This is a genomic window from Terrihabitans aquatilis, assembly GCF_052542005.1.
The window spans coordinates 705,450-717,699 of record NZ_JBOCUO010000001.1 but is presented as its reverse complement, the minus strand read 5'-3'; the positions used below and the strand labels follow the sequence as shown (position 1 = coordinate 717,699).

Sequence of the window (12,250 nt, the reverse complement as noted above, 5' to 3'; positions counted from 1 at the left end):
CATCGCCTAGCGGGCCGCGTGGAGCGTTGTCATGCATCAATCCCTGTTCCGGCTTCTGCGCTCCGTGGCGCTCGGCGCGCTTCTTGCCGGTGCGCCCGGCGCGCATCTCGCTTCGGCGCAGACGACACCCAACGCACTTCGTGGGCCGGACGCGCTGTCCGACGTCATCGATCAGGTCATCGACAGCGTTGTCCTGATCTCCACCTCGGAAGATTTCGACGGGGCGGGCGACAATGACGAGGATATGCCGGAAGGTACGCCTGATGGCGCGCCGCTCGATGAATTCTTCAACGATTTTTTCGAACGCCAGCAGCGCGGCGAGACCGGCGGCCGCCAGACCGGTGAGGGCTCGGGTTTCGTCATCGATCCGGCGGGCACGATCGTCACCAATTTCCACGTCGTGGACGGCGCGGACCGTGTCGAGGTCACGTTCAACGACGGTTCCAAGCTGCCAGCCGAGGTCGTGGGCCGCGACAAGGAAACCGATGTCGCCGTGCTGAAAGTAAAGCCGCTGTCCGGACCGCTGAAAGCGGCGCGGTTCGGCGGTTCGGACGATTTGCGCGTCGGCCAATGGGTGGTGGCCATGGGAAATCCCTTCGGCATCGGCCTGTCCGCCACCTCCGGCATCGTGTCGGGCCGCAACCGCGACATGCGTACGGGCCGCTACGACAATTTCATCCAGACCGACGCCTCCATCAACAAGGGCAATTCCGGCGGTCCTCTGTTCAATCTGGCCGGCGATGTCGTCGGTATGAACACAGCGATTCTGTCGCCCACGGGCGGTTCGGTGGGCATCGGTTTCGCGGTGCCGGAATCGACGTTGCGTCCGGTGATCGACCAATTGCTTGAATATGGCGAGACGCGGCGGGGCTATCTCGGCGTCCGCATTCAGGATGTTCCGCCCGAAGTCGCGGAACGCGTGGGCCTCGGCAAGGCGCGCGGTGCCCTGGTGGCCGGGGTGCTCGACAAGGGCCCTGCCTCGGCCGCAGGACTGCGCACCGGCGACATCATCACAAGTTTCGACGGCACGCCGGTGCCGACATCGCGGGCGTTCCAGCGCATGGTCGCCGATACCGGAATCGATAAGAACGTGAAGGTCGATGTCTGGCGTGACGGCAAGCAGATCTCCGCCGAGATCCGTGTCGCCCGTCAGGCGGCGCCCGAACAGGCCGCCGCAAATCCCGCGGAGAAGGAAAATGTGCCGGCCCCGCCGTCAGGAACGGCGCAAATCCTGGGGCTGGATCTTGCACCGTTGGGATCGGACATAAGGGCCGCTTTCTCCATCGACGGTACCATCGAGCAAGGCGTCGTGGTGGTCGGTGTCGCTCCGAACTCGCCGCTGAAGGATCTCAACATCCGTGTGGGTGACGTCATCGTCGAGATCGCGCAGCAGAAGGTTTCCTCGCCGGAGGATATGACCAAGCGCCTCGACGATCTGAAGCGCGAGGGCCAGGCCAGCGCGCTTTATCTCATCGCCAGCCCCAAGGCCGAGATGCGGTTCCTGCGGGTGCCGCTGTCCTGATCCGTCAGGCCGCGAACTCGTCCCGGCTGTATCCCTGAAGATAGAGCAGGGCGGTCAGGTCGCCGTGGCGGATGCAGGCCGCGGCTGCTGCGCTCACCAGAGGCTTGGCTCGGAAAGCCACGCCGAGCCCGGCTTCTTTCAGCATGGGCAGATCATTGGCGCCGTCTCCCACGGCTATGACGGCATCCGGCGCCAGATCGAGCTTTTCACGCAGTTCGATCAGCGTTTCCATCTTCGCCTCCGCACCGAGGATGGGTTCTGAGACCGCTCCTGTAAGAGCACCGTTCTCGATCAGCAGGCGGTTCGCACGCTGCTCATCGAATCCGAGCCGGCTGGCGACTGCTTCCGTGAACATGGTGAAGCCGCCGGAGACCAAAGCCGTGTAAGCGCCGTGCGCCCGCATGGTCCGCACCAATATGCGACCACCCGGCATGTCGGTGATGCGGTCTTCAAGAAGCCGCGACAGATCCTCGGTCCTCAGCCCACGCAGCAGGGCCACGCGTTCGCGCAGGGCCGGCTCGAACGCGATCTCGCCCCGCATCGCCCGCTCCGTAATGGCGGCGATTTCGTCGCGCAGTCCGAGCAGGTCGGCCAGCTCGTCGATGCATTCCTGCTGGATCATGGTTGAATCCATGTCGGCCAGAAGCAGACGTTTGCGCCGATCGGCAGAGGGAATGATGTTCAGATCGACCGGCCGTTCGCCGATAATTTGGCGGGCGGCCTGCGATGTCTCCCCGATGTCCCCGTCGCGCCGCACGAACTCGAATTCCGCCGCGATCCCTGCGGCAAGCCATTTCCAGGGAGGGGCGCCGGGCAGTTCGGTTTGCAGGCGGGAGAGCAGGACGTCGTCTAGAACGGGCGTGTCAGGATGTGTAATCAGCGAAACGACGTGGAGCACATCGGGCCTAACGGAAGCGTGGGGGAACGAGGTGGAAGATGCTCCTTTCGGGTATCCTTAGGCAATGTCCCATCAGCTCAATCGACACGTTATCCTGCTCGCGGGCCCGACGGGGAGCGGTAAATCCGCCCTGGCGCTGCAATGGGCCGAGCAATCCGGCGGCCTCGTCGTCAATGCGGATGCGATGCAGGTCTATTCCGATTTGCGCGTGCTTACGGCCAGGCCCGCTCCTGCGGATGAGGCGCATGTTGCCCACCGTCTTTATGGCCATGTCGATGGTGCGCAGCCCCATTCCGTCGCGCTCTGGCTGGAGGATGTCGCCGCCCTGCTCGATGACGTGCCCGTCGATCGTCCGCTGATCTTCGTCGGCGGCACGGGCCTTTATCTTGAGGCCCTGACTCGCGGCTTGTCGCCCGTGCCGCCGGTTCCCGAAGGCGTTCGCGAGATTTGGCGCGAGCGCGGACGGGTGGAGGAGGCGCCGGCGCTCCATGCCGAGCTTTCGCACCGCGACCCGGCCATGGCCGCACGGCTTCGCCCCTCGGATCGCCAGCGAATCATCCGTGCGCTCGAAGTGGTGGACGGCACCGGACGTTCGCTCCTGGATTGGCAGGAAACCACCTCACGGCCTCTGATCTCCGAGGCCGATAAGGTCCTTCTCACGCCGGAGCGCGCCGATCTCCGAGAGCGGATCGCCCAAAGATTCGAGCGGATGATCGCAGCCGGCGCGCTGGATGAGGTCGCGGCACTGCTCGACCGTTCGCTTCCACCGTCTTTGCCGGTAATGAAGGCCATCGGCGTCGCGCCCTTGGCGGCTCATCTCCGGGGAGACATCTCGCTGGAGCAGGCCATCGTGCAGGCCGTCACCGACAGCTGCCAATATGCCAAGCGGCAGCAGACATGGATGCGCAATCGGTTTTCTGATTACCGCGTTATCGGCGCCAATGAGCGATTGCGCGCATAAAGCGTAATATGAGCGGTTTCATCTATATGTTGCGAAAAGGTTACAGCGGCGCAGTGCGGTTGCAATCTAATAATGGATCAACTTAAACGGGGTTGATCTTATGAAGCGTCTTCTTCTTGCCGGTGCAGCACTTGCTGCTCTCTCTTCGGCCTCGTTTGCTGCCGATATGCCCATTTATCCCGCAGAGGCTGCTGTGGCGCCGGTCGAGAGCGATTGGGCCGGTTTCTATCTAGGTATCCAGGGCGGCTATAATTGGGCCGACGGCGATTCCGATGTGACCGTGCCTCTTCCGACGCTTTTCGCCGTCACGGATGGCACGGGCTTCGACACCGACGGTTTCTCCATCGGTCTCTACAGCGGCTACAATCGCCAGTTCGGCAATTGGGTCTTCGGCATCGACAACAGCATTTCCTATGTCGACATCGAAGAAGATGACTTCCAGATCAACACGTTCTCGGCGACCCGTGGCCGCATCGGCTACTCCTTCGGCAATTTCCTGGTCTTCGCAGCCGGCGGTCTCTCCCTCGCTCACGGCGAAGTCGATTTCGGTGCGTTCGGCGGTGACGAGGACGATCACCTGTTCGTTGGCTGGACGGCCGGCGGCGGCGTCGAAGCCAAGCTGGGCGGCAATTGGTCGGCTCGCGTCGAATATCTCTATGCCGATTACGGCGAGGAGCGCTTCGCGTCCGACAATGGCGTCGTCGTTGATGTCGACTTCGACATGAGTGTCGTGCGTGGCGGTATCGCCTACCACTTCTGATCCTGTCGATCAGAATCAAATTGAGAACCTCGTCCGCATTTGGCGGGCGGGGTTTTCTTTTGGAGTTTCGGGTTTCCCCTTGCTGTTGCGGAAAAGTTACAGCGAATACGCCCGCCTTGGGTTAGAACCGGAGCAGAATTTGAACACGGGGATTACCCAATGAAGAACATCCTTCTCGCCGGTGCGGCTCTCGTCGCCCTTTCCACTGCATCCTTCGCAGCCGACATGCCCGTCTATCCGGCCGAAGCGGCTGTTGCTCCGGTTGCTGAGACGAACGATTGGGGTGGTTTCTACCTCGGTATCCAGGGCGGCTATTCCTGGGTCGACGGTGATGTGGACGACGCTCTTTTCGCTGGCTCGGCTGGTCTGGACGACGATGGTTTCCTCGTCGGCATTTACAGCGGTTACAACCGTCAGTTCGGCGATTGGGTGTTCGGTATCGACAATTCGATCTCCTACGTTGACGTGACCGCCGGTTTCGGCGGCGGCGCGGGCGAAGTTGAGATCAACACCCTCGCAACGACCCGTGGCCGTATCGGCTACTCCTTCGGTAACTTCCTGGTGTTCGGCGCCGGCGGTATCGCTCTTGCGCACACCGAAACCCGCGCCTTCGCAGCTGAAGACGATCACCTCCAGGTCGGCTGGACCGCAGGCGCCGGCATCGAAGCTAAGCTGGGCGGCAATTGGTCGGCTCGCGTCGAGTACATCTACGCGGACTTCGACGACGAGCGTTACACGCTGGCCGATGGCGATGGCGTGAGCGCGGCTGACGTCAGCTACGACATGAGCGTCGTTCGCGGCGGTATCGCCTACCACTTCTGATCTCCTCCCGAGGTCGGCACTTGAAACCCCGTTCGCACCCGCGAGCGGGGTTTTACTTTGCTCGGGCGGATGTCGTTCCGCCGTCATCTTTCTCTTGACCATCGATGCTGGCGGGATTATTCAACTCCCGTTTCATCGGAGAGGCTGCGCGATGCGCACGCTTATTATCGTATCGGGAGCGCCATCGACGTAACGGCCAGTGGGCCGTTGTGAATGATGGCGCATGCAGGGGCTCTTCGAGGCCCCTTTTTTATTGCCCGATCGATCCTCCCAGGATGGTCAGGGCGCAAAAGAACAGGGCGGGGAATAACGCCATGACTGAACAGATGACCGGCGCCGAAATGGTTGTTCGCGCGCTTTCCGATCAGGGTGTCGACACCATTTTCGGATATCCCGGCGGCGCGGTGCTGCCGATCTATGACGCCCTGTTCCAGCAGAACAAGCTGCACCACATTCTGGCCCGCCACGAGCAGGGCGCGACCCATGCCGCGGAAGGTTATGCGCGTTCCACCGGCAAGGTGGGCGTGGTTCTCGTGACGTCCGGTCCGGGCGCGACCAATGCCGTCACCGGCATGGTCGACGCGCTGATGGATTCGATCCCGCTCGTCGTCATCACCGGGCAGGTGCCCACCCATCTGATCGGCACCGACGCATTCCAGGAATGCGACACGGTCGGCATCACGCGCGCTGCCACCAAACACAATTATCTCGTCAAGGACGTGAACGATCTCGGCCGCATCCTCCACGAGGCGTTTTACGTCGCACGTTCGGGCCGTCCGGGCCCTGTTCTGGTCGATATCCCGAAGGATCTGCAGTTCGCCTCTGGCACCTATACGGGGCCGGAAGACGTGCAGCATCGCACCTACCAGCCCCGCGTGAAGGGCGATGATTCGAAGATCCGTGCGGCCGTTGAGCTGATGGCCGGCGCGAAGAAGCCTGTGTTCTATACGGGCGGCGGCGTCATCAATTCCGGTCCTGAAGCCAGTCAGGCTCTTCGCGAATTGGTGGAGCTGACCGGTTTTCCCGTCACGTCCACATTGATGGGGCTTGGCGCCTTTCCGCATTCCGACAACAGATTCCTTGGAATGCTGGGCATGCACGGCACCTATGAGGCCAATCACACGATGCATGATTGCGACGTGATGATCTGCCTCGGCGCCCGGTTCGACGACCGCGTCACCGGACGGATTGATGCCTTCTCGCCGGGCTCGAAGAAGATCCATGTCGACATCGACCCGTCCTCGATCAACAAGATCGTCAAGGTGGATATCCCGATCGTCGGCGATGTCGGTAATGTGATCCGCGAGATGATCCGCCTTTGGAAGGAAGCCGGACATAGGGCTGACCAGGCAGCTCTTGCCGGTTGGTGGAAGCAGATCGAAAGCTGGCGCGCGCGCAATTGCCTCGCTTATCGCTCGTCGAAAACGATCATCAAGCCGCAATACGCCGTGCAGCGGCTCTATGAGGCCACGAAGAACCGTGAGACCTACATCACGACCGAGGTCGGTCAGCACCAGATGTGGGCTGCGCAATATTACGGCTTCGAGGAGCCGAACCGCTGGATGACGTCGGGCGGTCTCGGCACGATGGGCTATGGCCTGCCGGCTGCCATCGGCGCGCAGGTCGCACATCCGGATGCGCTGGTGTGCTGCATCGCCGGTGAGGCCTCGGTTCTGATGAACATGCAGGAAATGTCGTCGGCTGCGCAGTTCCGCCTGCCGATCAAGGTGTTCATCCTCAACAACGAATATATGGGCATGGTCCGTCAATGGCAGCAGCTGCTCCACGGCAGCCGCTATTCCCAGTCCTATTCGGAGGCTCTGCCGGACTTCGTAAAGCTGGCCGAGGCCTATGGCGGCAAGGGAATCCGGTGCGACGATCCGGCCGAACTCGACGCCAAGATCCAGGAAATGCTCGATTATGACGGGCCGGTCCTGTTCGATTGTCACGTCGAGAAGATCGAGAACTGCTTCCCGATGATCCCGTCGGGCAAGGCGCACCACGACATGCTGCTGGGTGATGCCGCGGCCGCCGAGGACATCGGCACCGTCATCTCCGAAGAAGGCAAGATGCTCGTCTGATCGTCCTTCGCGGGCGCGGTTCTGCCGCGCCCGTTTTCCTCGCCCGGTCCATCCCCGGTCCGGCCAAGACTTCCGGCAGCGAAAGCCATTCCATGTCTTCCAGCACCCAACGCATCGAACGCCACACCCTGTCGGTCCTCGTCGACAACGAGCCGGGCGTTCTCGGCCGCGTCGTCGGCCTGTTTTCCGGCCGCGGTTACAACATCGAAAGCCTCACCGTCACCGAGATCGAGCAGGACAAGCACCGCTCGCGCATCACCATCGTCACATCCGGCACGCCCGAGATCATCGACCAGATCGAGGCCCAGCTCGGGCGGCTCGTCCCGGTCCACAAGGTCGTCGATTTGTCGAACAGCGGGCCGTCCGTCGAGCGTGAACTCGCGCTCATCAAGGTGGCAGGGAAGGGTGAGTTTCGTGCCGAGGCGTTGCGCCTGGCCGAGGCGTTCCGCGCCCGGGTGATGGACGCAACCATCGAGAGCTTCGTGTTCGAGCTCACGGGCAAGCCCGACAAGCTCGACCAGTTCATCGCCCTCATGGGGCCTCTCGGCCTCGTCGAGGTTTCGCGCACCGGCGTTGCCGCCATTTCGCGCGGCCCGCACGGCATGTAACCGGCAGCGGCCATCGTCTCAGACTTGACGCCGCGTGCGGCGTCGGACACCAACCAGCACATCCAGTCAGGGGGATAAGTTCATGCGCGTTTATTACGATCGGGATGCCGATCTCAATCTGCTCAAGGGCAAGAAGGTCGCCGTCATCGGCTATGGCAGCCAGGGTCGCGCGCATGCGCTGAACCTGAAGGAATCCGGCGTCACCGACATCGCGATTGGCCTGCGTCCGGAATCCACCACCGCCAAGAAGGTGGAGGCCGACGGCCTCAAGGTCCTGTCGGTCGCCGAGGCCGCCAAATGGGCCGACCTGATGATGATGGCTACGCCCGACGAGTTGCAGCCCGACATCTACAAGAACGAGATCGCCCCCAACATTCGCGACGGCGCGGCCATTGCCTTCGCTCACGGTTTGGCCGTGCATTTCGGCCTGATCGAGCCGAAGAAGAGCGTCGACGTCGTGATGATCGCGCCGAAGGGCCCCGGTCACACCGTGCGCGGCGAATACCAGAAGGGTGGCGGCGTGCCGTGCCTCGTGGCCGTGCATCAGAACGCGTCGGGCAACGCGCTTGAGCTCGCTATCGCCTACGCTTCGGGCGTCGGCGGCGGCCGTTCCGGCATCATCGAGACCACGTTCAAGGAAGAGTGCGAGACCGATCTGTTCGGCGAGCAGGCTGTGCTCTGCGGCGGTCTGGTCGAGCTGATCCGCGCCGGTTTCGAAACCCTGGTCGAGGCCGGTTATGCGCCGGAAATGGCCTATTTCGAGTGCCTGCACGAAGTGAAGCTGATCGTCGACCTCATCTATGAGGGCGGTATCGCCAACATGAACTATTCCATCTCGAACACGGCCGAATGGGGTGAGTACGTCACCGGTCCGCGCATCGTGACGGAAGAGACGAAGGCCGAGATGAAGCGCGTCCTCAAGGACATCCAGACCGGCAAGTTCACATCCGACTGGATGACGGAGTACAAGGGCGGCGCCGCTCGCTTCAAGGGCATCCGCCGCGTCAACGACGCTCACCAGATCGAGGAAGTGGGCGAGAAGCTGCGCGGCATGATGCCGTGGATTGGCAAGAACAAGCTGGTCGACAAAGAGCGCAACTAAGACAACCGGGGCAGCTCTACCAGCCTTTCACCGGATGGTAGAGCTGTCCCTTCTCCGCGAAGGCGTCGGGGTCTTCGTGGACATAGGCGCGTCGTGCCGGCCGGAACACGAAATTCCCGGGCGACATCGAGCGTTTGCGGAACGAGTTGCGATAGAATGAGGGCCCATCCCAGCGGAAGGGTCCCTCGCCACCGAGATCCGCGAGCGTGAGGCCGCGTTCCTGTGCAAGGGTCGGCCACATCGCCTCGAAATGCCCCTTCCATTCGGGATTGCGAACCTCCTCCGCGTAAGCATCGATCATGGGACGCGAAAAGCGTGCTAGCGGCAGGAACGCCCGCAATTGCCGCTCGCGAGCGATGCAATCCGGTGTGCGAAAGCGCCGCCAGTGCGACCACCACGGATGCGCGGCGCGGGCATGGATCGTCGTGGTCAGAAGATCGGCGGTGCACTGCTCCGCTGGCTCGAAGAAGTCCCTCCAATTTCCCGCGAAATCGACGTCGTTCTCGATGAACCAGATATGCGAGAACTCGGCCAGCCGTTCGCTCGTCAGCGCCGGCAGGTAGAACAGATCGTAATAATCGGTGATGGGCCCATGCCGTGAATGCCGGGCGCGGGCAGGGGCGATCTGCTCCCAATCAGCCGGGTCCACTCTGAAATCGCTCGGGAAATCGGGGCAGGTGTCGCAGCGCCATTGCCGCTCGTCGGTGCAGACGAACACGGGCATCAGATGAGCTGTTTCCCGCTTGAGACGCTCGATGTGGGCGAGCACGCGTCGGCTGCGGATGTGGGTGAGATAGAGAATCGCCTGAGACTGCGCCGGCATCAATCCTCATGCACCATGCCGAACGTGCATCCGCAATCCGGTGAAAACATGCCGGGCTTAAATCCAATCACCGCATTGGCAGTTCCATGCGCGTGCAGTAATCCGGGCGCATGAACATTCTGTCGATCCAGTCCTGGGTGGCGTATGGCCATGTCGGCAACGCCTCCGCCGTCTTTCCGATGCAGCGTCTCGGCCACGAGGTCTGGGCCGTCAATACGGTGCAGTTCTCGAACCATACCGGCTACGGTGCATGGAAGGGGCAGGTGTTTTCCGGCGATGCCATCCGCGAGGTGGTCGAAGGCATCGCCGAGCGCGGTGTGCTGGGCAAGGCGGATGGTGTTCTCTCCGGCTATATGGGCGATGCCGGGATCGGCGAGGCTATTCTGGACACGGTCGCCAACGTCAAGGCGGCGAATCCCGAGGCGCTCTATTGTTGCGACCCGGTGATCGGGGATGTCGGGCGCGGCGTGTTCGTCCGCCCCGGAATTCCGGAATTCATGCGCGAGCGGGCGGTGCGGGCGGCCGACATCATCACGCCCAACCATTTCGAACTGGAAATGCTGGCCGGGCACGAGGCCAGGGACGATGTCGCGCTCGAGCGCGCTCTCGATGCGGTGCATGCGCTCGGCCCGTCCGTCATCGTGGTCACCAGTCTCCACACCACCGACACGCCGCTCGGCTCCATCGATCTCGTCGTGTCGGAGCGAGGTCGCAAGGCCCGCGTGCGCACGCCGCTGCTTCCCGTCTCCATCAACGGCGCGGGCGATGCCATCGCGGCCCTTTTCTTCGTCCATTATCTGACGACGCGTGATGCGGCAGAGGCGCTGGCCCGTGCCGCGTCCTCGGTCTACGGCTTGTTGCGGCGGACGGCGGAGGCCGGGTCGCGCGAAATTCTCTCGGTCGTCGCGCAGGATGAATTCGTGGCGCCCTCCACCCGGTTCGAGCCGGAGGCGCTGTGACGTCGCGCCGGTTTCTGACGCTGGACGTCTTCACAAACCGGCGCTTCAGCGGAAACCCGCTTGCCGTCGTGCTCGATGCGGAGGGGCTTGACGGCGAGGCGATGCAGGCCATCGCCCGCGAGTTCAATCTGTCCGAAACCGTGTTCCTGCTGCCGCCACGAGATCCGATAAACCTGGCTTGCGCCCGCATCTTCACCCCCGCGCAAGAGCTGTCCTTCGCCGGCCATCCAACCATTGGGGCCGCCATCGTTCTGGGCCTCGAAAACGGCGCCCGGCCGCGCAACGACCTGAATTTCTTTCTGGAAGAAGAGGTCGGCGTGGTGCCCTGCACAGTGCATCTATTCACGCGCGATCACGCCCGCGCTTTGTTCGAACTTCCTCGTCTGCCCGTTGCCGCAGGCGAGGCCGCCTCGGCCGAAATCATTGCCGCAGCTCTGGGTCTCGAAACCGGCGAGATCGGCTTCGACGCTCATCGTCCCAGCCGGTTTGCAATTGGTCCGGCCTTCACGTTCGTTCCGCTAAGGGATGCCAACGTGCTGGGTCGCGCGTCCATCCAGCCGCAGCACTGGGCGACGGCCTTTGGCGGGAAGGGAGAGGGCGCAGCCTATCTCTACACGCGTGGTGGCGTCGCGCCCGATGCCGCCTTCCGAGCCCGGATGCTGGAGCAAGGCTTTGGCATGGGCGAAGACCCGGCGACAGGCTCTGCGGTCGCGGCCATCGCCGGCGTGGTGATGGCGTTCGAGCCGCCTGCCGATGGGCAGCACGCGCTCGTCGTGGAGCAAGGCCACGAAATGGGTCGGCCCAGCCGCATCGTGCTCGGCCTCGACGTCTGGGAGAGGCGGCTCGACAGCGCCAGTATCGGGGGTGAGGCGGTCCTCGTCTCCGAAGGCCGCATCAACGCATGAATCCACTCAATCCCTCCGGCCGGCCGGCGCATATCGTCCCCGTGGCGGGTTTCGACGCCTTTCTTGTCGATGAGCCATGGCCCTGGCGGGAGGAACATCGGGCGGCCATCGATGAGCATTGGGCCGAGGCGAAAGCGGCAAAGCCTGCGCTGTTCGACGGCAAGGTTCTCGTCGCGCGGCGGTTCGAAATCGCCGATGGGATCTGGCGCGCGCCTCACATCGTGATTCCGTATTCAGCTCTAAAATATTGGCTGAGCAGGGATTTCGTGGATGCGGGCGCTTTCAACAGTTTTGCTTCGGCGGTTGTGGTCACGGCTGATCGCGCGGTCCTGCTTGGCCGCATGGCGCCGCACACCGCCAATGCCGGGCGGGTCTATTTCCCCTGCGGCACGCCCGATCTCGACGATGTCGAAGGGGGCCGGCTCAATCTCGAAAATTCGCTGTTACGAGAGCTCGACGAGGAAACCGGCCTGGGCCCGCACGTCATCCCGACCGAGCATCGCTGGGTGGGCCAGGATGGGCCTCTCATCTGCTGCGCCCGGCGCTTCGACACCGCGCTGACAGCTCTGGAGGTCGAGGCCGTGATCGCGGCCCATCAGGCCAACGATCCGCAGCCCGAACTCGACCGCGTGATCCTTGTGAAAAGCCCGTCCGATCTGGAGGGCCAGAACGTGATGGAATACGCCCGCGCGCTGATCGATGTCGTTCTGGAATGTCGCAATGGCTTGCCCGCACCGGCATAAGGGCGTATTCAGCAAACGTCGCGTCATGCGCGGCATTGATGAAGGCAAACGGGATCGCAGCCATGA

At 62.9% G+C, this 12,250-nt stretch carries 12 protein-coding genes; 10 read left to right on the top strand and 2 right to left on the bottom strand.

Annotated elements, in window-relative coordinates:
* Positions 1–31 precede the first annotated feature (31 nt).
* Positions 32–1,522, top strand: a complete 1,491-nt coding sequence (locus ACQ6S1_RS03600) for a Do family serine endopeptidase (RefSeq protein ID WP_445039774.1) — start codon at positions 32–34, stop codon at positions 1,520–1,522.
* Between the two features lie 4 nt (positions 1,523–1,526).
* Here the strand turns inward: ACQ6S1_RS03600 and serB are convergent, their stop codons facing one another.
* A complete protein-coding gene (serB, locus tag ACQ6S1_RS03595; protein WP_445039773.1) occupies positions 1,527–2,420 on the bottom strand; it encodes a phosphoserine phosphatase SerB in 894 nt (297 codons plus the stop codon).
* 64 nt (positions 2,421–2,484) lie between these two features.
* On the opposite strand from serB, the gene miaA reads away from it, so the two are divergent.
* The 6 genes from miaA to ilvC all read left to right on the top strand — a co-directional run bounded on the left by miaA (position 2,485) and on the right by ilvC (position 8,754).
* A complete protein-coding gene (miaA, locus tag ACQ6S1_RS03590) occupies positions 2,485–3,381 on the top strand; it encodes a tRNA (adenosine(37)-N6)-dimethylallyltransferase MiaA (protein WP_445039772.1) in 897 nt (298 codons plus the stop codon).
* Positions 3,382–3,481: 100 nt separating this feature from the next.
* Positions 3,482–4,141: an outer membrane protein gene (locus tag ACQ6S1_RS03585; RefSeq protein ID WP_445039771.1), complete on the top strand. Its 660-nt coding sequence runs from the start codon at positions 3,482–3,484 to the stop codon at positions 4,139–4,141.
* Positions 4,142–4,300: 159 nt separating this feature from the next.
* A complete protein-coding gene (locus ACQ6S1_RS03580) occupies positions 4,301–4,963 on the top strand; it encodes an outer membrane protein (protein ID WP_445039770.1) in 663 nt (220 codons plus the stop codon).
* Positions 4,964–5,277: 314 nt separating this feature from the next.
* Complete coding sequence (locus ACQ6S1_RS03575) at positions 5,278–7,044, top strand: acetolactate synthase 3 large subunit (RefSeq protein WP_445039769.1); 1,767 nt, start codon at positions 5,278–5,280, stop codon at positions 7,042–7,044.
* Positions 7,045–7,136: 92 nt separating this feature from the next.
* The gene (ilvN, locus tag ACQ6S1_RS03570) at positions 7,137–7,652 is read left to right on the top strand and encodes an acetolactate synthase small subunit (RefSeq protein WP_445039768.1); all 516 of its coding nucleotides are present in this window, start codon (positions 7,137–7,139) and stop codon (positions 7,650–7,652) included.
* Between the two features lie 82 nt (positions 7,653–7,734).
* Positions 7,735–8,754 (top strand): ketol-acid reductoisomerase, encoded by a 1,020-nt coding sequence (gene ilvC / locus ACQ6S1_RS03565; protein WP_445039767.1) that lies wholly within the window; start codon positions 7,735–7,737, stop codon positions 8,752–8,754.
* Positions 8,755–8,770: 16 nt separating this feature from the next.
* Here ilvC and ACQ6S1_RS03560 read toward each other — a convergent pair whose 3' ends face one another.
* Entirely contained in the window at positions 8,771–9,577 is an 807-nt protein-coding gene (locus ACQ6S1_RS03560; RefSeq protein ID WP_445039766.1) for a hypothetical protein, read from the bottom strand.
* 110 nt (positions 9,578–9,687) lie between these two features.
* Between ACQ6S1_RS03560 and pdxY the strand changes: the two genes are divergently transcribed.
* The 3 genes from pdxY to ACQ6S1_RS03545 are packed head-to-tail and all read left to right on the top strand — an operon-like array spanning position 9,688 to position 12,184.
* Positions 9,688–10,536: a pyridoxal kinase PdxY gene (pdxY, locus tag ACQ6S1_RS03555; RefSeq protein WP_445039765.1), complete on the top strand. Its 849-nt coding sequence runs from the start codon at positions 9,688–9,690 to the stop codon at positions 10,534–10,536.
* Positions 10,533–11,441, top strand: coding sequence for a PhzF family phenazine biosynthesis protein (locus tag ACQ6S1_RS03550; protein ID WP_445039764.1), 909 nt, complete (start codon positions 10,533–10,535; stop codon positions 11,439–11,441). Before pdxY ends, ACQ6S1_RS03550 begins: the two co-directional genes overlap by 4 nt.
* The gene (locus ACQ6S1_RS03545; protein WP_445039763.1) at positions 11,438–12,184 is read left to right on the top strand and encodes an NUDIX hydrolase; all 747 of its coding nucleotides are present in this window, start codon (positions 11,438–11,440) and stop codon (positions 12,182–12,184) included. Before ACQ6S1_RS03550 ends, ACQ6S1_RS03545 begins: the two co-directional genes overlap by 4 nt.
* Positions 12,185–12,250: the final 66 nt, after the last annotated feature.

Bases quoted from the DNA above. Each gene is read 5' to 3' on its own strand.
- ilvN (WP_445039768.1), top strand. From the start codon at position 7,137: ATGTCTTCCAGCACCCAACGCATCGAACGCCACACCCTGTCGGTCCTC.
- ACQ6S1_RS03585 (WP_445039771.1), top strand. From the start codon at position 3,482: ATGAAGCGTCTTCTTCTTGCCGGTGCAGCACTTGCTGCTCTCTCTTCG.
- ACQ6S1_RS03600 (WP_445039774.1), top strand. From the start codon at position 32: ATGCATCAATCCCTGTTCCGGCTTCTGCGCTCCGTGGCGCTCGGCGCG.
- ACQ6S1_RS03575 (WP_445039769.1), top strand. From the start codon at position 5,278: ATGACTGAACAGATGACCGGCGCCGAAATGGTTGTTCGCGCGCTTTCC.
- pdxY (WP_445039765.1), top strand. From the start codon at position 9,688: ATGAACATTCTGTCGATCCAGTCCTGGGTGGCGTATGGCCATGTCGGC.
- ACQ6S1_RS03560 (WP_445039766.1), bottom strand. From the start codon at position 9,577: ATGCCGGCGCAGTCTCAGGCGATTCTCTATCTCACCCACATCCGCAGC.
- ilvC (WP_445039767.1), top strand. From the start codon at position 7,735: ATGCGCGTTTATTACGATCGGGATGCCGATCTCAATCTGCTCAAGGGC.
- ACQ6S1_RS03545 (WP_445039763.1), top strand. From the start codon at position 11,438: ATGAATCCACTCAATCCCTCCGGCCGGCCGGCGCATATCGTCCCCGTG.
- ACQ6S1_RS03580 (WP_445039770.1), top strand. From the start codon at position 4,301: ATGAAGAACATCCTTCTCGCCGGTGCGGCTCTCGTCGCCCTTTCCACT.
- miaA (WP_445039772.1), top strand. From the start codon at position 2,485: ATGTCCCATCAGCTCAATCGACACGTTATCCTGCTCGCGGGCCCGACG.